The following is a 21,423-nucleotide window of genomic DNA, read 5'->3' as shown; positions in this document are numbered from 1 at the left end:
TTTCCTATTGTTGCTGACTTTACTGACTCACCCTTAAAAACTCCCCATCCATTTTAACACTTTCTTTTGCGATACTTAAGTCGATGGCGTGCAGTAAGTCATTTTTCAAGTCCTCGGTCACCCTCGTGAAGCCGAACAGCCTGGCAATGAACGGTACCGCGGCTTCGGGTTGAATACCGATGGCCTCCTCAACCACCTTGCAAACGGCCAGATCCATTTCTTCGGGTGCAATATATTCCAGTTTCCTCGAAGCTATGGGCAATGCACTGCGATCGCGAATGATAGGCTGCTCCATATCCACCGGCCAAAGGAAATCGCTTTTTGCTTTTATCAGCTTGTTCTCAACGGCATATTGCGTGGCCTGGGTAATGGTGTATTTAACGCGTGAATTTACTTTGCCTACCTTTGCTGCATCGGCCATCCGGCGGATTATTTCATCAAGATGCACGGGACCTTCGGTTTTCACTATCTCGGCTATCCAGCCGGCCAGCTTGGCAAACGAATGCAGGTGTAATTCGGGTTTCCCAACCTCAGAAGGCAGTTTGGTTATCACGTACGGCGGCAACGAACTTTTAACCTCCTCGCCTTTCTCGCGATTTACTGTAACTACCTCATGTTCGGCTGCTTCCTCGTCTATGTCGCCTTCTATCGCCTGCTTCTTTGCTTTTTCAATGGCGGCAACTACCCTGTCCAACTCCTGTTTCGGGTTCCGGAACCAGTCGGTGCTCCAAATCCGGAATATTTTCCAGCCCATGGTTTCCATCACCTGTTTGCGGAGCCTGTCGCGGTCGCGGGCCGATTTGGCTGAGGCATAGGCATCACCATCGCATTCTATACCCAAAATATACCGACCGGGATTTTGCGGGTCAACAATAGCCATATCGATATAAAACCCTTCGGATCCAACCTTTTTACGTACCACATAACCCTTTGCGGTAAGCTGCTCGGCAACCTGGTCTTCAAATGGGCGTTTTTGAGTGATAAGGGTTTCCTCTAACTCATCAAACCTGCCGTGCTGCGCAAAATACAGGAAGCTTTTTAAGGCCCGGATACCAAATTTGGTTGATTCAGTGGGTTTAATATCCTCTGAAGTAATATTGGTAAACACCTCACAACGTAGTTTGGCGCGGGTTATCAATACATTCAGCCGTCGCTCACCGCCTTCATTATTCAACGGACCGAAACTCATTGGTATTTTACCATCCTCGGTTTTGCCGTAGCCTATGCTGATAAATATTACATCGCGCTCATCGCCCTGCACATTTTCAAGGTTCTTCACAAAAAACGGCTCATGTATATGGCTGCGGAAGAAATTCTCCACCTCCGGCGACTTCCGCCTGCGACTTTCCAGCGTGTTTTGAATGCATTGCATTTGTGCGGTGCTAAAAGCCACTACGCCCAGGCTTTGCTTTGGGTTGTTTAGCGCATGGTGTATAACCGCATCGGCAACTGCCTCGGCCTCGATAACATTGGTGCGGGTTTTACCCCTGTCGTAAACGGCATCTTCCAAATAATGAAATGCCAGCCCCATTTTGGTACGCGAACCGGGGCTGGGGAATATCACCAGTTTATTTTCATAAAACTCCTTGTTAGATAAACTGATTAACGATTCGTGCCTGCTTCGGTAATGCCACCGCAGCATACGTTGCGGCGCTCCCTGTGCATCGCACATGCCAAGGATACTTTGCAAATCTGCAGTTACGTTATCCTCATCCTCGATATCAGTATTCATTTTATCGAAGAAACTGGTAGGCGGCAGCTGTTTCGAATCGCCAACCACAACCAATTGTTTTGCGCGGGCTATTGCACCCAAAGCTTCCACCGGCCGTACCTGGCTGGCCTCATCAAAAATCACCAGGTCAAACTCTATACTGCCGGGCGCAAAAAAATTGGCAATCGACATCGGGCTCATCATGATAACGGGCTTAATGGCCTGTATAGCCAGCGCAGCTTCCGATATCAGTTTACGGATAGGCATCAACCTCGATTTTTTATTGAACTCGCTGCGCAAAATATTTACCTGGCCACCGGCTTGCGCCCTTGGCACGCCTTCATAATGTTTTAAGGCCACGCGGGCACGGTTGTAATGCAGGTTTAGTAAATCGAGCTTTTTAAATTTTTCAATCACCTCCTCGTGGCTGGCACGCTCAAATTTTATAAGCGCCGGGTTAAATTGAAAAGCCTGTTCAATTAAATATTCGTACCATGTTTTTTGCAAGGCTGTTTTCAAATGCTCACGGGCACCTTCCCATTGAAGAGAGGCGTTTACCAGGACAGACAACCCTTCGTCATCAACTGTTTTTGCAAGATTATTCCAAGCAGTCATTTTTTGCAGCTCCGGGAAACGGGCTATCCAGCTCTCCAGCATCTGTTGCAGTTCTGGGTACGCAACCTCCTCCAACTCTGTACCAGTCCATCTTACAGCTATATCGACGTGCAATTTTTCACGCACCGACTGTAGAGCTTGCCGCTGTTCCGCCAGTTTCGCGGTAAGCAACATATGACTTGTTTTCGCAGCCTCACCGTTTTCGGTTTTAGCCAGGTATTCAATTATCGCGGCAGGGACAGAACCATCAGCTATGTTGGCCTGCAATTGCGCAAGATAACCTGCAATATTTGCCAGCGCATCCCAATCCGAGCGTTGTTTTAACCACCTGCTGCCAAATAAGCGGACCGCCAGCGGTTCAAGTTCCGTCAATGTTTTTTCCAGCCTCCGCGACTCGGAGATGGCGTCAACTATCCTTATTTTTTCGGCAGTGCCTGATGGCAGCGGAATCCGGCACATGGCCGCTAGTTGTTTTTTAGCGTTGCCATAGGCACCTATTAAAAACTTATACCATTTATCGCCATAAGCCATTAAGTTCTGGCGAATTTCCAAAACGTTTTGGTCCCAGGCTTCGGGTATCAGTATGCTTTCATACTCCCGGTGAAGAGTGGCAAACCGTTTGCCCGTATCCAGTAGTTCGGTGATATCATGCTGGTTATGCAGCCATGCATCATTTTTTATGGCGATGCCTTTTAAATCGGGGCTTTGCGAGGCAAGGCGGCAAAGTTCAAGCAGTTTCGCTGTTTCAATCTCATTTTTGGGCGATTTTACGCCAAACTGGCTGGCAATGGTATCTACCTCCGACTGCAAATTCTTCAGGGCCTGTAAAGCTGTAGATAGCAATTGCTGAATGGGTTGTTCTTCATGTGGTAGCATTACGGTAAGCCGGCTACCCCAAAACAATAATTTTGACGGTATGCCGATATCGTTTAAACGTGCCTGTACCCTATCAGCCATGGCTTCGGCCATCCCCATACGGTCCGCGTCCCAGGCTTCAATAACTTCGAGTGGTAACTTGGGCAGGTGCACCTGCGATGCAGTTTTTGCTATCGCCAGCAAAAAGCCTATGATTTTTTGGGCAGATAAACCGCTGCCAATAACGGCGTTATTAACAGCAGCACAATATCCGTTTAACTCATTGCGGTAAGCCTCCAGTAACGCCAATTCCTGCTGCAGGGCTTCAAAAGTTGGCTTGCCCAGTTCAAGCACGCGCTTCAGTTCCTCATGCAGCTCTTTCTTGTTGGCTTTATGGCTATGCAGTTCCAGGCAGGCCTCGCCTAAATTAATAGCATCCAGCCGCCGTTTTACCACGTCGAGCGCAGCCATTTTTTCAGCAACAAACAACACTTTTTTACCTTGCCCTACGGCATTGGCTATCATATTGGTAATAGTTTGCGATTTACCTGTTCCGGGCGGGCCCTGTATCACCATATTGCGGCCCTCGTGCACGGCCAGCATGGCCAGCACCTGCGAGCTGTCGGCATCCACTACCTGGAACAGTTGGTTGGCTACGGTATCGGTATCCAGGTAGTCATCCTCATCGGCCGTTGGTTGGGCATCTTTAAAACCGTCGGTAAACAACGCGTTGATGTTTGGATGATTGGCAGGCTGTTCCTCCTTCGGCCATTTATCGCTGTCCAGATCATGGTAGATCATAAACTTGCCGAACGAGAAAAAACCCAGTTCCATAGCATCGTCATCAACTTTCCATGTGGGCTGGCGCTTAATTTGTTCTTTAATTTCGGCAAAATAATTTTCGATATTAAACTCGTCGGTTTCGGGTAAATCGGGGATGGCGATGTTGAAATCAGCCAGCATTTTTGCCTGTAACGAAAGGTTGGCATCAATTTCGACCCCGGTATATTTTAAACGGAAACGCTCGTTAGCGCTCGACCGTTCCAGCGAAACGGGTATTAACAACAAAGGCGCCTGGCGGACATCCTCGTGGTTACCGGCCTCGTACCAGTTTAGCATACCCAGCGAGAGATAAAGCGTATTAATCCCTTGCTCCTCTATGCTGGTTTTGGCAAAATAATAGGTATTTAATAGTTTAACCTGCAGCTTAAGGTCAACCTCGCTGGTTTGCAGCTTGGTATCCTGGTAGGTTTCCAATAGCTCGGGTTGTGACAGGTTAGGAAACAACCCGTCCTGCTCACCAGCCACCTTTTCGGGCATCCCCAAAAAGGTCATCGATTTATTTTGTTTTACCAGTATATCGTAAACGTAAACAGACTTTTCCTGCACCATGTGCAGTCCGCGGGCTTTTGATGCTTTGTAATTTAAAAGAGGATTGCGTAAACCAAGGTCCAATAATTCTTTACGCGATGCCTCAAGGCGGGATAAAATAGTTTCCTGCATAGTAGTATTTAAGAAATTATAAACATACGGATATTTTGGTCATTGACCATTTAGTGGTTGGTGATTGTTAGCTATAACGAGGGTTGCTAATCGGGCGATTTATGACCGGGCACCGATTCACAATTAACACCATAATTATAAAAACCTGAATTTCAAACATTTATTTAAAGCATTTGTTGATTAGGCGTAACAAAAAAGTTATATTTAGCTTTTGGCTGACACTCGTGATGGAAAAGGAGATAAACAAACTGCACCAGTTATACACCGTCGTTAACGCCATAAAGGCTATATCGATAAAAATAGACGATATGAAAAAGGAGCGCGAAAGGCTAATTGACGAATTTAAACGAATTCAGCTTGATGATAATAAATTAAAAGAGAGCTATTAATAGCTATTCCAATTACTATAATCCAATAACAAAGGCGACCGAATTGGCCGCCTTTGTTATTATCAACTAAATTATAATTAAACTTATTTTCAGACAGTTGACGGGCTCCTGATAATACCTATCAGGAATGAAATTATTGCAATTATTAACAAGGCGTGAATGATTCCGCCTGCAGAGTAAGCAAATACTCCTATCGCCCACCCGATAATCATGATGACAGCGATAATATACAGTAGTGATCTCATAGTGTATGTTTTTTTAGTTAAATGTATTAACCATCGCAATAAAACCGTGCCAAAGTTTATACCACCTAATAATAGACAGCAGTTAAATACGGCTGTTTTAAAAATGGGACATTTGGTGTAATACTTTTAGGAATATCAGTCTAAGTTAGCGGGCCTGCGCCTCTTCACGTTGCTGCCAACTCACAACTGCTACTGCTTCACCGGCTCAATAAATATTTGCTTAAACCGGGGAAAGTCTTTTTGGATAGCACTGGTTATGCGCTCAATAGCATCAGTTATTTGCCGGGTAGTAAGGTCATCTTTAAATACAGTATTCAATTGCAGCAACACCTCCTCGGGCGACATGTAGGTGCTGAAATGCTTTTTCACTTTTACTACCGCTTCATCAGCCTGGGCAAGCGTTATCACTTTTCGAAGTGTTTTGCGGCTGGTTGATTCCCCGAGCAGCAGGCTTTTGCTTTCGCGTACTAGCACTGCCGAAATAGTAATTAATATGACGCCTATTAATACTGATGCGGCGGCATCGTAATAAGGGCTATGATAAAGCCGGCCTAAAAACACGCCAAAAAAAGCCACCAATAAACCCAACATATCGCCCACATCGCCTAAAAGCACAATGATGGTAGATGGATCGCGGGTTTGTATAATGGCCCTCCAGAAAAATATTTTACCACGTTGCCGGTTAAACTCTTTAGTTGCCGCATGAAGTGATATAGATGTAAATACAAATGCGATTGCCAAAACTGCATAATCCCAGGCCTGGTTATCATCCAATACCGGGTGCTCCAGTCGCATAACGCCCTGGTAAACAGACAGGCATCCGCCCAAAACAAAAATCATGAGCGATACGATGAACGACCAGAAATAAAGTTCTTTGCCATAGCCAAATGGTCGGCTTAAATCAGGCTTACGGGCACTGGTTTTCATACCCCATATCAGCAGCAGCTGGCTCACAGCATCAATAATGGAGTGGATACCCTCAGACACCATTGACGAACTGCCGGTAAACCCGGCAGCCACGAACTTGGATGTCGCGATTATTATATCGACTGCCAATGATATGTAAATGAAGGTTTTTGATCTCATTATGGTGAATATAACAAGGTTTTGGGGATTTGGTTGGAACAGCTTGAATATATAGTTTCCGAAAAAAAATTGCAATTGTCCACACCTACCTCAACACTATCAGGGGGCATTTTCATTATTCGCTCAATTTCGCTATCTAATTAATCTTTTAAATCTGCTTAATCCCGGTTCAGTCACAAAAAATATAAATACCTTTACCGCCATACCCCGCTTTTATTTCTGACTGATACATCTATGGCCACCAATAAAACGCCTATCTATACAGCCTTCGCCGCAAATACCATTATCGCTATTGTAAAACTTGTCGCTGCTTATGCTACCGGTAGTTCGGCTATGGCGTCGGAAGGAATACACTCGCTGGTTGATACCAGTAACGAAATTCTGCTATTGCTGGGCATCAGCAAAAGCACCAAACCTGCCGACGAAAAGCGGCCGTTTGGTTATGGTAAAGAACTCTACTTCTGGGCATTTATCGTGTCATTATTATTTTTCGCCCTGGGTGGCGGCTTTTCCATTTACGAAGGCATTGAACATATACGGCATCCCGAAGAAGTTAGAAACCCTTTTTGGAACTATATCATATTAGGTATTGCTTTTGTGCTTGATGGTTATTCATTAATAACGGCTTTAAAAGAATTTAACCACCAGCGCGGCCGCACATCGTTTTGGAAGGCTGTGCGTCAAAGTAAAGACCCGGCAACATTTGTTGTGCTTTTTGAGGATGCGGCAGACGTAATTGGCATTTTAATAGCCTTCACCGGGATTGTACTGGCACAACTGCTGCACAATCCGTATTTGGATGGCGTGGCATCAATACTTATTGGTATTTTGCTTACCCTGGTGGCTATTTTGCTGGTGCGCGAAAGCCATGGCCTGCTAATGGGCGAAACCGCCCATCCCGACGAGTTAAAGGCAATAATAAAGCTGGTGGAAGAGCATGCAGTAGTAAACAGCGTATCGGCCCAACTATCCATGTACATGTCGCCCGAGGAGGTGTTGCTATTGTTGAAAATCAAGTTTCATGAAGACAACAAAAGCGCCGATATTGTGGCAACAATACATAACCTGCGTGAGCTTGTGATGGAAGCTTACCCGCATTATAAGCACGTGTTTGTTGAGCCTGTGTAAATCAGGCATATACCCAAACATTACCGGGTTAAATATCTTTAACATCTGTAAAGCTTTGTTGCCCTATGGATTCACTCACTCATATTTGTTTAGGCGCTTGTGTCGGCGAGCTGCTGTTACATAAACAGCTGGGTAAAAAAGCATTATTGTGGGGTATATTGGCTCAAAACCTGCCCGATATCGACTCCATGGCCGCTTTATTTTTGCCTGCCGACAGGGCTTTTCTTATCCATCGCGGTATTACGCACTCCTTGTTTTTTGCAATAGTTGTCGGCTTGCTGCTAGGCTGGCTCGCCATTCGGGTACACTATAAAACGCGATTATCCTTTGCAGCCCTGGTATTTTTCTTTTGCTTTCAGCTATTACTACACGATTTACTGGATGTCTGCAACAGCTATGGCACCGGGCTGTTAGAGCCCTTTAGTAACCATCGATTCTCAGTTAATTTACTGTATGTGGCCGACCCGTTTTTTACAGTCGCGTTGCTTATCGCGGCAATACTGCTGATTTTTAAAGGAGCCGGCAATAAACAACGAAGCAAATGGGCCTGGAGTGGCATCATAGTTTCTGCACTGTACCTGTGTTTTTCATTAGTCAATAAGGTTATCGTTGATAAAAAAGTTGAAGAATCATTCGCGGCAAGTCATTTGCAGCCGTCAAGGTATTTCACCACCCCTGCCCCATTTAATAATATGCTATGGTATGTTGTAGCTGACTGCGGCGATGTTTACTATACCGGCTACCGTTCGATATGGGATGTCAGAACCAAGCCTGTTGATTTTGAAGCGTATGACAAAAACCACGGACTTTTGCAACCAATTAAAAACTATCCGGCTGTTAAAAATATGATGGAGTTTGCGGATGAATATTACACTTTATCGCTGATAAAAAACAACCCCTATTTAAATGTACTCCGTTTTGAACAGGTACAAGGCTGGCAAACGAAGAACGCGTCTTTTGCATTTAGCTATCCATTACTTTCCGGTGATAGCAATGCCGGGGTTTTACAAAAAGGACGGCTGGCCGGATGGAACAAACACACGGTTAAATTGTATATTGAGCGGATTGCAGGCGAACCTGTAAACAGTAAATCAACAACAAAATAATATGGATTGGCATTTACTCGCCGGCGCGGCCTATATTTTACTCGTCCTGTTTGTCTGTTTCAGAATTTTGTATGATACCCACTCCTCCAGTAAAACATTGGCTTACCTGTTGGTGGCCATCCTTGTGCCGGGCGTAGGCATTATCATATATTTTGCTGTTGGCGCCAATTATCGCAAAAACAAATTGTACAGCAAAAAAATAATTAATGACAATAAGCTGCTCGCAGAGATCAGGGAGAAGATAATTCACGAATCAGAAAAAACCTGGGATACGGGAGAATCTGAGGTAAAACGCCATAAAAAGCTTGCCCGCATGCTGTTAAATGATAACAGCCCGCTTACCGGCGATAACGAGGTAAAACTACTTTTAAATGGCGAGGAAAAGTTCCGTGAAGTTATACAGGCGTTAAAAGATGCCAAACATCACATTCACATAGAGTATTATATTTTTGAAAATGATGCGATAGGCAACACCATAAAAGACGTTTTAATACAAAAAGCCACCCAAGGGGTGCAGGTACGCTTTATTTATGATGATTTTGGCAGTCGCTCCATAAGGCATAACCTGGTAAAAGAACTGATTGCCGGTGGTGTGCAAGCTTACCCGTTTTATAAAATTCTTTTTATTGCTTTATCAAATCGTACAAACTACCGTAATCACCGTAAAATAATTGTGATTGATGGTTGCACCGCCTTTATTGGCGGCATAAATGTAAGCGACAGATATATCAACAACCAGGGCAAAAAGCAAGTTTTTTGGCGCGATACCCATGTGCGGATAAACGGCCCGGGCGTTTACTACCTGCAATACCTGTTTATTTGCGACTGGAACTTTGCGGCTGACCAAAAATTGCCTATACAAAGCGAATATTTCTGCTCCACAAAAAGCAAACACGGCAAAGCCATCGTACAAATTGCAGCCAGCGGCCCCGACTCGGATACGCCTACCATAATGTTTTCATTGCTGCAAACCATTGGCATGGCCCAGGAGGAACTTTTAATTACCTCGCCTTATTTCATACCCGGCGAAAGCATTTTAAATGCCTTAAGCGTAGCAGCCCTTAGCGGTGTTAAAATAAAACTCCTCGTTCCAAACAAATCAGATTCGGCATTTATTAATGCGGCGGCACGATCCTACTACGGCGATATACTGGATACAGGCGCCGAAATATACTTATATAAAAAGGGCTTTGTACATGCAAAAACCATCGTATCAGACAGTAAACTTGCCATTGTTGGCAGCGCCAATATGGACCATCGCAGTTTTGAGCTGAACTTCGAAGTAAACAGTATGATTTATGACGATAAAGTAGCCCTGCAATTGCGCGACGCATTTTATAACGATATAAAAGACGCGGTAAAGATTAACCCAAAAACCTGGGCAAAACGAACGCTTTTTAAGCAATTGCCTGAGAAGCTGATAAGACTGTTGTCGCCATTGTTATAACCTAAAAACTGTAGCTATTTCTCCGGCAAAAACACGCGCACTACATCGTACATGCCCGGTTCAAAAGTGGCAAATTCAAGCGCCTGCAATAAATAAGGTGACGCCGCCGGGTTACTGCGCATATTTTGGTAATCGTGCATGCTGCGCCATTGTGCATACATGGTTACTTTTGTCCCATCAAGGCTTTTGTGAAGGCTAGCTGACACGAACCCAGCGACTTTGCTTACGCTGCCTTCGGTAGCCAGTGTCAATAATTCGACAAGTTCATTTTGCCTTTCCGGTGTAACGGTGAATGTATTAATAAGCGTAAGGCCATCATTTCCTTCAACAATGGACGCTGTTGGGTTCTTGTTACTCATAGTCATTCAAATATCGTTTCAAAGTAAATAAATTATTCAATGCGTCGCCGGCGGTATTGTTAAAATAAACATACACTTTTTTGCCTTCCTGCTGCCATTCGCGGATATAATAAGAATATTCCGATAGCACTTCGTCGTTATAGCTACCCTTATAGTTGCCCGATGGCCCGTGAAAACGCAGATAAACAAAATTATCAGCGGTAATTACTTGTGGCGTGGCCGATTTCGGGATATCCTGCAAAACCAAACCGGCGTTGAAACTGGCGAGCAAATCGTAAATTTCATCGTTGTACCACGAGCGATGGCGGAATTCGACCGCAATATCCCATTCCGGATGATTGTCGGCTTCGGTTATCGTATTTAAAAGGTGTGCCAGCTGAGCCCTTGCAGAAACTGTAAGGCTTGGGGGAAATTGAACCAGGACGGAACCTTTTCGGGCGCCCGCGTTATTGACAACATCCAAAAAGCGGGCAACATCGGCATCGTCAAAAATAAGTTCTTTGTTATGGGTTATTTGCCGCCATAGTTTAAAAGTAAACCGGAAATTTTCGGGAACCTCTGCCGCCCATTTGGCGACAGTCGACGGCATGGGCAATTTATAGAATGAACTGTTAATTTCGATACTATTAAATAGCGTAGCGTAGTATTGAAGGCGTGAACATGAGGCAAATTCTGGTGAAAAATCGCGTTTAGGGATGGGGATTAAAAGTCCGCTTGTGCCACCATAAAAATCATAGTTACCAGCCTGCATAGGTAAAATTAAAGTTAACAAATTAAAAACCCCTTAGCCGGATGAAAGTTTTAATCGCTTGTTCTTTTTACCCGATGCGAAAGGTTATTTTCTTTAAAATTAAAAAATAAACAAAAATTGAGTTATAACGACAAGATTACAGAAGTTCGACAAGCCCAATACGGTTTATTTTCGTATATTCACTTTTCGTTCCATAATTTAAACTATGCTCACCCTCCCGTTTCCTGAAAACGAAGCTGACAGACTGATCGCCCTGCAATCGTACAATATTTTTGATACCGCCGAAGAAAGCGATTTTGATGCTATTGCCTCGCTGGCATCGGCTATTTGCGGTGTACCCATTGCACTGATAACTTTTATCGACGAAAAACGGCAATGGTTTAAGTCGCATAAAGGAACCGAGTTTACTGAAAACTTACGCGAACTTTCATTTTGCACCCATGTTATAGCATCTGACGATGATATTTTGATTATTCCTGACGCGAGGCTTGACGAACGGTTTGTTGATAACCCGATGGTTACCGGCGAAACGCAGATTACCTTTTACGCGGGAGTGCCACTGGTGAACGAAGATGGTTTTGCCCTGGGTACCCTCTGTGTTATAGACCAGAAGGTACAAACATTAACCGACGACCAGGAGCAAGCTTTAAAAACACTTGGCCGGCAGGTTGTTGATAAACTGGAGCTTCGTCGTAAGGTGGCAAGCCTCGAAAAGGCCAATCAAGATCTGCTGAACTCGAACGTGCTGATACAAAAGTTTGCATCAATGGCTGCACACGACATTAAAAACCCGTTGAGCAGCATTTTACTAACATCGCAGGCGCTTAAAATAAGGCAGGAAAAACTGGGCGACGAAGGCTGCAAACGTTTGGTTGATCTGAATATAACATCAACAAAAAATTTGCTTGAGTTGGTTGAAGAGATGCTTGCCTATTCAAAAAGCCCTTCGTTATTGCTTGCCAAAAAGCAAAATTTCGAGCTCAACAGTTTAATAAATAAGGTAATCAGCTTACTGGCTGTACCCGAAAACGTGGGCATAATTTTACCAAGCCAAAGTCATAAGCTATATTTTTCGATAATTGCGCTGGAGCAGATATTAATAAATCTGCTGAGCAACGCCATACGTTACACCAACAAGGAGAAAAGTTATATAAAGATACGCTTTGAGCAGGACGATGATTTTTACCGGCTTGAAGTAGAGGACAACGGTGTAGGCATCGCTGAACAATACCACGAAAAGATATTCAGCAATAATTTCACCCTTAAGATAACCGATAGGTATAATAAAAAAGGCTCGGGTATAGGCCTTTCAACCGTTAAGGACTTGCTGAATGTGTTGAACGGCAATATTTATGTAAAATCCGTTCCGGGTGAAGGGGCTACTTTTTTTATAGCGATAAAGAAATAAGCAGGCTAACCTTGCTTATTTCTTTTTTACGTTGATAGCAGATAACCCCTTTTGTCCTTGTTCGGTCTCAAAAGTAACTAGGTTATTTTCCTTTAAAGGCTCTGTTAAAGCATTGATATGCACAAAAATGCTTTCCTCTGTTTGCAGGTCGCGGATAAAGCCATAGCCTTTTGCTTCGTTAAAAAAGCTGACCACACCATTTCGCACCGTATCATGCGGAATATCCTCCCGTTTAGCGGTTCCGATTTGAATATCTTCCGAATTGATTTTTATTTTCCTCGAGGGGTCGGGCGGAGTTGACGTAATATTCCCGTGCTCGTCAATATAGGCCATCATATCTTCAAGGGTTTGGCCTTTTCCGGAATTCGCTTTCCTTTCTTCGGCTTTTTCCTTTTTTTCTTTGGCTTTCTTCAGACGGGCTTTCTCTTTTTCCTTTTTACTGAATGTTTCTGTCGATCTTCCCAATACGCTTAAGCTATTTTAACATTAACTGCACCCGGTCCTTTTTTGCCTTCTTCTATCTCAAAAGTAACCTCATCACCCTCACGGATCTGGCCACTTAAAGCTGTTACGTGTACAAATAAGTCTTTGCCACCGTTGCTTGGTGTAATAAAGCCGAATCCTTTTGATTCATTAAAAAATTTTACTGTTCCTGTTGCCATGATTTGTTTGATAAGTGCGCAAGGTACGTTTAATTATCCAATGACGCTCAGGTTTCTGTAAAGATAGACCATATAGGCAGGTTCAGCTATCGAATTTAGCACTAAGCTATCAGCAAGTCTTGTAATATCGTTCAATCGCGCTACTTACCTTTCATTTTAGCAGCAGCAACCCGGTCCGCATATTTCTGCTTTTTTTCCGGGTCCTCCCCCTTTTATTTCTTCGGCAGTTGCCGGGCGTATAGCATCAATAACCAAATCAATTTGAAACTCGTCGCCCGAATCGTCGTTTTTAAAGACAATGTGCTTTGCATCCCCGGCCTGCAGCCCGTCTACTCCTGCTTCTAACGAGGGTTGTATACTTCCGGAACCATGCAGGTATTCAACCGGTGCCTGGTCCATAATATCTTCAATTATATCGCCGGCAGCGTTTTTCATTATGAAACGGAGCGATACAATCTTACCTGTTTCTACTTTCATGGGTTAATTTATAAAAATGGCCAAATGACTTTTAATTATTCTTGTTTCTTTTTATTAAACCTGTTTACCCAATACCAAAGTTTTCCCAATATCAATTTTGCCATAAACAACCTTTACGACTGGTTTACCCTGGTGCAGGCTCACCGTTCCAAAACCTGTTTCGGTTGAAAGGAAACTTGTAAAATCGCCAATCTTCGAATCAATATGCAGCGTTTTGTCAACTGCATCGTACCTCACACCTGTTAATGCCTGCAAGTATCCATAGCTCGACAAGGCGCGTGCATACCAGCTGCCACATTCATACTCGTTAAATGGATTGCGGATTTTGCCATCGTAGCGATCCCGCGCAGCGCGTACTACTTCCAATCCTTCTTTTACATTACCCATCAACATTAAGTGCGATGCTACCTGGTGCTCAATACCGGTCCATACCTCGTCGCTGTAAACAAATGGAAGCGAGAGCTTACCGCCTTTGGGCCATGTACAAAGCAGCAGGCCGCCTTCGTCGCCTAAGGCATATGTAGGGCGTTGTGGATTGGCATGTTCGCTCAAATTTTCCTTTAAATTGTATTTGTGTACCGCCAGCAGGTGGCTCTTTATTTTCTTAGGATCAATTGTTTCGGGCACACCGCACATGCGCCCTATCCAGGCGCCAAGTATACCGTCGGATAAACAACCTTTGCCGTATTGGTATTTGGGTCCCTCCTTTTCCATCAACGCCTGTGCCTCCTTTGAATATTCGCCGCCAAAGGATTTTGCTGTTGCCGGATTTTTGGCATTCAGATCTTTATATTTTATTTCCTGTATAAAGTACTCGCCGTCATATAGTTCTGTTTCCAGCAGGTTCTTTGCTTTTTTGGCGAGGTCTTCATATTTGGTAACGTCCTGGTTTAGATGTTTACCCATAGCGGTTATTGCATTTAGCGCGCCACAATAAAAGCTGGTGTGCATACCGTCGCCGCCCCAAAACTCAATATCGTAGGTGTTGTGGTGCGGTTCTTCAATGGCCCCGCGGTGTCGTGGATCCCAGGTAGTAATGCAATAGTCCATGCTGGTTTTTACCATCGGGTACATCTTTTTCAGCCATACGTTATCACCGTAAATGCGCCACTCGCGGTAGACTTTCATAATACCTCCCAATTGACCGTCAGCCGCAGCATGAAAATCGTGCTTAGTAGGCTGTATCGGCAAATTAGCCCTGAAGGTTTGGTGCCCGCTAACATCCTGGCTTTCGCAAAATTCGGTATGCCTTAAACTACGTTCAAGCGCAGGAAACAAATGCGGAATAGCCTGCGCATAATTCCATACGGGCGTACACGAGCCATGGCAACAGCCATTATCATCGGCACAACCTTCATAACTCCAGAGCCTTCCATCGTACTGGCGCATAACGGTGGGCGACTTCAGGATCGAAAGGTTGGCAGCAACCGCTTCCATCACTTCGGGCGGCAATGTTGACGAAAAGAAGGCATCTTTAAATAGTGTCGATTTTTTCTTTAAGTCGATATAGTTTTTAAGCCAATAATCTGCCACTTCCTCAACGGTTGCAAACCGGCTGCTGTACCAGGGTTTATAAAATTTGCCGTTAAAATCTTTGTCATATTTATCTAAACCAATATCACCCGGCGAATTGCAGCATCCGCTGGCCGGGTCGCAGTTTTCTTTGCGGGTACCCATTTCGCCGAAAGTAAGCTCCGAGTCGGGGGTGTACCAGGCCATCATAACCTTTATAACCTTCTCTTTCCCCGGCATCAACTTAAAGGGGACATACAGTGTTGCGCCGGGTGCGTCGCTTTCAACTGGCGGGTTTGCTTTTACATTACCGCTTTTTACTTCGTTCCAGGCCATGGTAACCGGGTCCCACCAGCCACCGCGGAACCAACAATGGTCAATAACAGCATCATCTTCGTCGGTAAATATGGCAAAGTCCGAACGCATTGGTTTTTCCTTTGTCCCAAGCTGGGTCATCACGAAGCCGTTTTTTATGGCAGTTATCTTGTCCTGGCCTTTATAGAAACCTAAAAAGTTTTTGGTATTGAACGAAAAAACCGCTTCGGCCTCGGTTTTACCCGTATTGGTAAATTTATATTCCATAGCCCCAACTGGCAGGCTTGAGTTGTCATCATCAGTGGGAATAAATGGGCTCCAGCCGGTTACCTGAACTTTTAATGGCAGGTCGTTGTCGGTAATATCGAGGTAAGCAAACGGAAACCTTGCTTTAAAACTTGCATCATGAAAATGTGGCAGGCCTGTTGTTGAGCCACCGAGACCATTGGCGGCGTCACGTAACCCGAATTTTTTCCAGTCCGGCACAGGGCCTTCAAGCAGTTTAGCCCCATTTTTAACACCCCTGACACAAATTGCTGCAAACATGCCCGGCTCATTAAATATCTCGGGCTTATTTTTTACGGACATGTGCGAAATGGCACCGCTACCTTCCATGCAGAACATACCCGCGCCAAGTCCGCCAATAGGGAAAGCTACCCGGTTAAGGTGCTGCCCGGTATACTCGCTGTTATATTTTCGTTTGCCCGGCGATGGTGCCGGCGACACCGTTTTATCGGCATCAACAGGTTTAGCTTCAGCAAAACTTAACGAGCCAACCGGCAACAATGCTGCCGCGCTGCCTACGCCAATATTTTTCAGAAAAACCCTGCGATCGGATTTGCTTTTCATAAGCGGTAATCAATAAGGTGCTAAATAGGACAATTGGTTGTATAGTCAAATCTAATAAAATTTGAAGCAGATAAAATAGCATAGTACCTAAAAAGGCTTTACGGATGCACCTCTGCCCAACCCTCATAGTGCCTTAAAATAATCTCGCCATTGGCGCTGGGTACGTATGATATAAAATCAAACAAATCATTTTTATCAATCTTTCGTTCGCGCACGGTATTGCTGCATTCGGCCAGTACTACACCCTTGGCCTGCAGGTCTTTTAAAGCCTGTTCATAACTACCCGATTTCATGTAAACGGCCACGCCATCGCCAAAAACAATCAGTTCAATGTGTAGCTTGCCCTTTAGGCGCGGGTCTTCAAGCGCATTGTTCATATTGCGTATAATTCCATGGATCTTTTTGTCGTCGCCTGAGTTTAAAACATACAAGGCGTCATAGTGATCTAATTTAGGTTGCGCACCGGTAAAGCTGGCCGGGTCGGTTTGTGCCGTAGCTTGTTTTGAGCAGATTAATAATACAAATCCAATTGCAAGTAAAAGGTAGTTCTTCATAATTATGATTTTTTTGATGGGTGTGTTTTTTGCCACGCGGCTATTGGTTTAAACGGCCCGAACTTATGCTGTTTTTCACTAAAACTATCGGCAAATGGGCCAAAGGGAAGATCGATAGGTTTTTTATCAATGGCCGGCCAGTCTTTGCTATTATCAAAATGCGGGCGTGGCTGCGAGTTAATAAAGGCCGCAACGTTCCATGCATCTTCATTGCTTAATTGAGGTTTTTTGTACGTTGCCCCAAATGGCATGTTATTTTTTACAAAACCGGCAAGGTTGCCGATCCTGTACATTCCTGCGCCATCGTTATAACTATGTGCTCCCCACAGCGGCGGATAGGTGTACGATTTCTTATCGACGGCCAACAGCCCCTCGCCATTACTGCCGTGGCAGCTTTTACATTTAGCAATAAAAACAAGGCGCCCTTTAGCTGTATCGGCAGCAGTAGGTAAATATGGAAGTTTTTCAGTAGCGTTGCCAAATAGCTTTGCCCCCCGTTTTACTTTATTGCCAATCCATTTCATATAGGTCATCATTGCCTGTATTTCTTTCTTGGTAGTGTCGGGGCTTTTACCGCCAAGGCTGCGTTTAAAACATTCAACAAACCTGTCGTCGGCAATATCAACTTTGCCCGATCGTGGGTTCATTTTAGGGTAAGTGGCTATAAAACTGGCAAAATTATTCCCAAACAAGTGGCTGCCGCCATCTAAATGACAGTTTTGGCAATTCATGCCGTTTGTTAATTGCGCGACGCTGCCTTTTGGGCCGAGGTAATTTGCGGTATGTGCAATAAGTTCCCGGCCGTACCTGATCATTTCACCGGCTTTGCCCGCTGGAATAGTAACTGTATCCGGGGCCTTCCAGGCATCGGCAGGAACTGTAATAGCAGTATTTTTTGATGGTGGCTGCTTTTCATTTTTCACATCCCCGGTACAGCCCGCAATAAAAATAACAATAAGTAAAGCAGACAAAGACATTATCCGGCGGGATGCACAATTGCCCATGGGCACCAATGTTGTTATTGTCTTATTTTTTTTTCGGGATAACATATCAGGTAACTGGCGGGGTTACTGGTATTAAATAAACGGTTATGAAGATAGCTATAAAAGCACATACCACCTTGCATTTTTTATCCTTATTTTATTTGCGCACAGCTAAAAACCAGGTAACAAATATGGTACAAAAAATATCTGTGCGCTCGTTTTTTGATATCATTTTAACATTATCTTTACTAACCCTAACAATTATGCGGCATACTCCCAGTTGCTACGCATTAAATTACAGGAAATTGTTCTTATTTAAGTGCACAAAATTTACCTTTCACCTTCAAAATTCAGTCTATGAGAAAAAACATTTACTTTCAAAAAACAGCTTCTTTATTAAGGATTATTGTTTTATTAACAATAAATACCTTGCTATTTGGCGGCGTGGCCATGGCCCAAACCTCCGTAACTGTTACCGGTAAGGTTACCGATGGGCAAACTAACGAAACCCTTCCCGGCGTTTCTGTTGGCGTTAAGGGGAGCGACAAAGGCGTATCTACCAATGTAAACGGCAGCTATTCCATAATAGCCGATGCATCGGCAACTTTAGTTTTTAAATACGTGGGTTACACCACGTTTGAAGTGGCTATCGGCGGCAAGACAGAAATAAATATTAAGCTAATCCCCTCGCTTGAACAGCTAAAGGAAGTTCAGGTAACAACAGCCCTGGGCATTAAGCGCGAACGACGCGCTTTAGGCTATTCAGTTACAGAGGTTAAAGGTTCATCGCTCACAGAAGCGCGCGAAACTAACTTTGTAAACAGTCTTGAAGGCCGGGTAGCCGGTGTTAACGTAAGCAATGTAGCTACCGGTCCCGGTGGTTCGGCAAACGTAGTTATCCGCGGTGTCTCTGAAATTTCCGGCTCAAACCAGCCTTTATATGTAATTGACGGCATACCCATGCAAAACAACAACTATCGGCAAACTGACGTTGGCGGGGGGTATGGTGGCGCCGACGGTGGCGATGGTACCATTAACGTTAACCCTGATGATATTGAAACTATTTCAGTATTAAAGGGCGCTGCAGCCACAGCACTATACGGATACCGCGGTAGCAAAGGTGTAATTTTAATCACTACAAAATCGGGTAAGAATGCCAAAGGTGTGGGTGTTGAAATAAACTCGAACTATGTAATAGAAAGCGTTATAGATAATACCGACTGGCAAAAAGTATATGGCCAGGGTTCGGCCGGAAATAAACCTGTTAGCGGCAACGATGCCTTCGAGCTGGGTTTATCCAGCTGGGGAGCCAAACTTGATGGTTCGCAAGCTTTTCAATTTGACGGAGTGCAGCGCCCCTATTCGGCGGTTTCAGGCAATATGAAACGTTTTTACAAAAATGGTGGTGCTGCTACCAATACCGTATCGTTGAGCAAGTCGCTTGGCGATGACGGCAGCCTGCGTTTTTCGGCCAGCGATCTGCACAATAACAGCATCATACCAAACGCCGGCTACAACCAGCAATCTTTTTCGTTATCTACAAATTACAAGCTTGACAAACATCTCGATTTACAGTTAAAAGCGCAATATATTAATGCTTTTACCCACAACCGTCCCAGCGTATCTGATGCAGCAGGCAGCCTGAATTTTGCCCCGATGTTTCTTCCGCCAAACGTAAATATCACGTCGCTGGCGCCGGGTTACAAAGCTGACGGATCGGAAAATCAATTTTTAGATGATGCTTATACTACTAACCCCTATTTTGTAGCGTATAAGTTTATCAACAACACCAGCCGCAGCCGTTTCATTGGCTCGGCCGACGCCAAATACACATTTGATAACGGCTTATACCTGCAGTTACGCGCGGGAGAGGATTATTATGCCGACAGGAACACAATTGTGACGCCAAATGGTACTGCTTATCAAAGCGATGGTGCAATGACAGACGAAAACATTAAATCGACAGAATTAAACATTGACGCGATAATTGGTAAAACGTTTAAATTTAGTAAGGATTTTGGCCTTTCCGCACTGGTGGGAGCTAACTCGCGCAGACAGGCTACCGATCAGCTTGATGCAACCGGTAACAGTTTCCAGACACCTTACCTGTATACTGTAGGCAACCTTGCCAGCCCGACTGAATACGCCAGCAACCCGATTATTATAAATAAATCCGTGTACGGAACGGCAGATTTTTCATATAAAGATTATTTGTATTTATCAGTAACCGGCCGTAACGATTGGTACTCCACTCTTGCCCCGGGTAAAACCAATTACTTTTACCCTTCAATCAGCGGCTCTTTCGTATTCTCCGAACTGCTTCATGCTGATTGGCTGGACATGGGAAAATTAAGACTTGGATATGCCAACGTTGGCGGCGAAGCTGACGCTCCATACCAAACGCTAATTGCCTATAATAATATAGGCAGCCTTGCCGGGAGTCCAATTGGCAATGTTGCCAACGGCAATACTATACCCACCTCAAGTTTAGAACCATCGTCGGCCAAAGAGTTTGAAATAGGCACCGAACTATCCCTTTTTAAAAGCAGGCTGCATTTCGATATTTCCTATTACGACAAGAAGGTGAGCAAAGAAGTTATCCCCGCCGTAACATCGAGAACATCCGGCTACGACTTCGTTTTGCTCAACTCCGGAACTATTCAGAATAAGGGTATCGAGTTTTTAGTATCGGGAACCCCGGTTAAAACTGCAAATTTCAGCTGGACAGAAACACTGAATTTAACCTACAACAATAACAAGGTACTAGCCATTTCGAGCGGCTCAAGCAATTTCCCGCTTGGTTATTCGCGTGCCGGCGAGGATGAGGGCAACGGTATAGCCTACATGTCGCAGGTTGTAGGCAAATCGGCTTACCAGATATTTGCACTGGACCCTGCACGCGATGCAAGCGGCAAACTAATTATCGATCCTGCAACCGGCGCACCCGACCCAAGCTTAGCGACATATAAAGACCTTGGTTCCGGTATCAGCCCGCTTACAACCGGTATAACTACCGACTTTAGGTACAAACACCTCAATTTTTCTTTCCTGATTGATGGCAAATTTGGCGGAAAGATATTCTCGGGCACTAATTACTATGCCTATACCTATGGTCTTACCAAAGAAACTCTGGTGGGCAGAGATTTGAAATACGGGACCGAGCAGCTAAATCCGCAAGACTATTATTCAGCAATGAGCAATAACGGCTCGATGTTTTTATATAACGACAGCTTTATCAAATTAAGACAGATTGTGTTAGGCTATACCTTCCCGGCAAGTATGTTCAACAATAAAATACAGGGTATAACCATTAGTGCCGTTGCCCGCAATGTATGGACAATTATGAAGCACACACCGAACATCGACCCTGAATCAAATTATTCGAACGGGCCGCAGGGTATTGAACAGGCGGAAGTACCGTACACCAGGACATTCGGGCTTAACCTTAACTTGAAATTTTAAGATGAT

The 21,423-nt window shown here is 44.5% G+C and carries 17 protein-coding genes; 6 read left to right on the top strand and 11 right to left on the bottom strand.

The genetic code is table 11. The annotated features are described in order from the left end of the window. Window positions 1–19: 19 nt before the first annotated feature. Window positions 20–4,684, bottom strand: coding sequence for a DUF3320 domain-containing protein (locus Q0R52_RS01345; protein ID WP_295791324.1), 4,665 nt, complete (start codon window positions 4,682–4,684; stop codon window positions 20–22). A 227-nt stretch (window positions 4,685–4,911) separates the two neighbouring features. Here Q0R52_RS01345 and Q0R52_RS01340 point away from each other — a divergent pair, with 227 nt between their 5' ends. Then, window positions 4,912–5,073: a hypothetical protein gene (locus Q0R52_RS01340; RefSeq protein ID WP_295791322.1), complete on the top strand. Its 162-nt coding sequence runs from the start codon at window positions 4,912–4,914 to the stop codon at window positions 5,071–5,073. Between the two features lie 89 nt (window positions 5,074–5,162). Here the strand turns inward: Q0R52_RS01340 and Q0R52_RS01335 are convergent, their stop codons facing one another. After that, complete coding sequence (locus tag Q0R52_RS01335) at window positions 5,163–5,318, bottom strand: lmo0937 family membrane protein (protein WP_252792562.1); 156 nt, start codon at window positions 5,316–5,318, stop codon at window positions 5,163–5,165. A gap of 189 nt (window positions 5,319–5,507) precedes the next feature. Continuing rightward, complete coding sequence (locus Q0R52_RS01330) at window positions 5,508–6,404, bottom strand: cation diffusion facilitator family transporter (protein WP_295791318.1); 897 nt, start codon at window positions 6,402–6,404, stop codon at window positions 5,508–5,510. Window positions 6,405–6,638: 234 nt separating this feature from the next. Here Q0R52_RS01330 and Q0R52_RS01325 point away from each other — a divergent pair, with 234 nt between their 5' ends. The 3 genes from Q0R52_RS01325 to cls all read left to right on the top strand — a co-directional run bounded on the left by Q0R52_RS01325 (window position 6,639) and on the right by cls (window position 10,085). Further along, complete coding sequence (locus Q0R52_RS01325) at window positions 6,639–7,532, top strand: cation diffusion facilitator family transporter (protein WP_295791315.1); 894 nt, start codon at window positions 6,639–6,641, stop codon at window positions 7,530–7,532. A gap of 65 nt (window positions 7,533–7,597) precedes the next feature. Beyond that, on the top strand, window positions 7,598–8,638 hold the full coding sequence (locus Q0R52_RS01320; protein ID WP_295791311.1) for a metal-dependent hydrolase: 1,041 nt from the start codon (window positions 7,598–7,600) through the stop codon (window positions 8,636–8,638). Window position 8,639: 1 nt separating this feature from the next. Then, entirely contained in the window at window positions 8,640–10,085 is a 1,446-nt protein-coding gene (gene cls, locus Q0R52_RS01315) for a cardiolipin synthase (protein ID WP_295791310.1), read from the top strand. 14 nt (window positions 10,086–10,099) lie between these two features. Here cls and Q0R52_RS01310 read toward each other — a convergent pair whose 3' ends face one another. Together Q0R52_RS01310 and Q0R52_RS01305 are read right to left on the bottom strand one after the other, a co-directional pair. After that, window positions 10,100–10,444 carry an antibiotic biosynthesis monooxygenase family protein gene (locus tag Q0R52_RS01310; RefSeq protein ID WP_295791308.1) on the bottom strand — a complete coding sequence of 115 codons (345 nt, stop codon included), beginning with the start codon at window positions 10,442–10,444 and terminating at the stop codon, window positions 10,100–10,102. Next, the gene (locus tag Q0R52_RS01305; RefSeq protein WP_295791305.1) at window positions 10,437–11,195 is read right to left on the bottom strand and encodes a DUF72 domain-containing protein; all 759 of its coding nucleotides are present in this window, start codon (window positions 11,193–11,195) and stop codon (window positions 10,437–10,439) included. Before Q0R52_RS01305 ends, Q0R52_RS01310 begins: the two co-directional genes overlap by 8 nt. 205 nt (window positions 11,196–11,400) lie before the next feature. Between Q0R52_RS01305 and Q0R52_RS01300 the strand changes: the two genes are divergently transcribed. Next, complete coding sequence (locus tag Q0R52_RS01300) at window positions 11,401–12,603, top strand: GAF domain-containing sensor histidine kinase (RefSeq protein WP_295791302.1); 1,203 nt, start codon at window positions 11,401–11,403, stop codon at window positions 12,601–12,603. 15 nt (window positions 12,604–12,618) lie between these two features. Here Q0R52_RS01300 and Q0R52_RS01295 read toward each other — a convergent pair whose 3' ends face one another. The 6 genes from Q0R52_RS01295 to Q0R52_RS01270 form a co-directional block, all read right to left on the bottom strand. After that, window positions 12,619–13,068 (bottom strand): cold-shock protein, encoded by a 450-nt coding sequence (locus tag Q0R52_RS01295; protein WP_295791299.1) that lies wholly within the window; start codon window positions 13,066–13,068, stop codon window positions 12,619–12,621. A 5-nt stretch (window positions 13,069–13,073) separates the two neighbouring features. Further along, window positions 13,074–13,265 (bottom strand): cold-shock protein, encoded by a 192-nt coding sequence (locus Q0R52_RS01290; protein ID WP_252792554.1) that lies wholly within the window; start codon window positions 13,263–13,265, stop codon window positions 13,074–13,076. Between the two features lie 156 nt (window positions 13,266–13,421). Next, the gene (locus Q0R52_RS01285; protein ID WP_295791289.1) at window positions 13,422–13,742 is read right to left on the bottom strand and encodes a hypothetical protein; all 321 of its coding nucleotides are present in this window, start codon (window positions 13,740–13,742) and stop codon (window positions 13,422–13,424) included. A 54-nt stretch (window positions 13,743–13,796) separates the two neighbouring features. Continuing rightward, the gene (locus Q0R52_RS01280) at window positions 13,797–16,418 is read right to left on the bottom strand and encodes a GH116 family glycosyl hydrolase (protein WP_295791287.1); all 2,622 of its coding nucleotides are present in this window, start codon (window positions 16,416–16,418) and stop codon (window positions 13,797–13,799) included. A 98-nt stretch (window positions 16,419–16,516) separates the two neighbouring features. Next, window positions 16,517–16,972 (bottom strand): DsrE family protein, encoded by a 456-nt coding sequence (locus Q0R52_RS01275; RefSeq protein ID WP_295791283.1) that lies wholly within the window; start codon window positions 16,970–16,972, stop codon window positions 16,517–16,519. A 2-nt stretch (window positions 16,973–16,974) separates the two neighbouring features. Further along, window positions 16,975–17,895, bottom strand: a complete 921-nt coding sequence (locus Q0R52_RS01270) for a c-type cytochrome (protein ID WP_295791280.1) — start codon at window positions 17,893–17,895, stop codon at window positions 16,975–16,977. 417 nt (window positions 17,896–18,312) lie between these two features. On the opposite strand from Q0R52_RS01270, the gene Q0R52_RS01265 reads away from it, so the two are divergent. Then, window positions 18,313–21,417 (top strand): SusC/RagA family TonB-linked outer membrane protein, encoded by a 3,105-nt coding sequence (locus Q0R52_RS01265; RefSeq protein ID WP_295791278.1) that lies wholly within the window; start codon window positions 18,313–18,315, stop codon window positions 21,415–21,417. Window positions 21,418–21,423: the final 6 nt, after the last annotated feature.

It is taken from the genome of Mucilaginibacter sp. (assembly GCF_025359345.1).
Classification (GTDB): domain Bacteria; phylum Bacteroidota; class Bacteroidia; order Sphingobacteriales; family Sphingobacteriaceae; genus Mucilaginibacter.
This window is presented reverse-complemented; position numbering and strand designations above follow the sequence as displayed.

Excerpts from the sequence above, each read along its gene's own strand:
- Q0R52_RS01345 (WP_295791324.1), bottom strand. The coding sequence starts at position 4,684 with ATGCAGGAAACTATTTTATCCCGCCTTGAGGCATCGCGTAAAGAATTA.
- Q0R52_RS01340 (WP_295791322.1), top strand. The coding sequence starts at position 4,912 with ATGGAAAAGGAGATAAACAAACTGCACCAGTTATACACCGTCGTTAAC.
- Q0R52_RS01335 (WP_252792562.1), bottom strand. The coding sequence starts at position 5,318 with ATGAGATCACTACTGTATATTATCGCTGTCATCATGATTATCGGGTGG.
- Q0R52_RS01330 (WP_295791318.1), bottom strand. The coding sequence starts at position 6,404 with ATGAGATCAAAAACCTTCATTTACATATCATTGGCAGTCGATATAATA.
- Q0R52_RS01325 (WP_295791315.1), top strand. The coding sequence starts at position 6,639 with ATGGCCACCAATAAAACGCCTATCTATACAGCCTTCGCCGCAAATACC.
- Q0R52_RS01320 (WP_295791311.1), top strand. The coding sequence starts at position 7,598 with ATGGATTCACTCACTCATATTTGTTTAGGCGCTTGTGTCGGCGAGCTG.
- cls (WP_295791310.1), top strand. The coding sequence starts at position 8,640 with ATGGATTGGCATTTACTCGCCGGCGCGGCCTATATTTTACTCGTCCTG.
- Q0R52_RS01310 (WP_295791308.1), bottom strand. The coding sequence starts at position 10,444 with ATGAGTAACAAGAACCCAACAGCGTCCATTGTTGAAGGAAATGATGGC.
- Q0R52_RS01305 (WP_295791305.1), bottom strand. The coding sequence starts at position 11,195 with ATGCAGGCTGGTAACTATGATTTTTATGGTGGCACAAGCGGACTTTTA.
- Q0R52_RS01300 (WP_295791302.1), top strand. The coding sequence starts at position 11,401 with ATGCTCACCCTCCCGTTTCCTGAAAACGAAGCTGACAGACTGATCGCC.
- Q0R52_RS01290 (WP_252792554.1), bottom strand. The coding sequence starts at position 13,265 with ATGGCAACAGGAACAGTAAAATTTTTTAATGAATCAAAAGGATTCGGC.
- Q0R52_RS01285 (WP_295791289.1), bottom strand. The coding sequence starts at position 13,742 with ATGAAAGTAGAAACAGGTAAGATTGTATCGCTCCGTTTCATAATGAAA.
- Q0R52_RS01280 (WP_295791287.1), bottom strand. The coding sequence starts at position 16,418 with ATGAAAAGCAAATCCGATCGCAGGGTTTTTCTGAAAAATATTGGCGTA.
- Q0R52_RS01275 (WP_295791283.1), bottom strand. The coding sequence starts at position 16,972 with ATGAAGAACTACCTTTTACTTGCAATTGGATTTGTATTATTAATCTGC.
- Q0R52_RS01265 (WP_295791278.1), top strand. The coding sequence starts at position 18,313 with ATGAGAAAAAACATTTACTTTCAAAAAACAGCTTCTTTATTAAGGATT.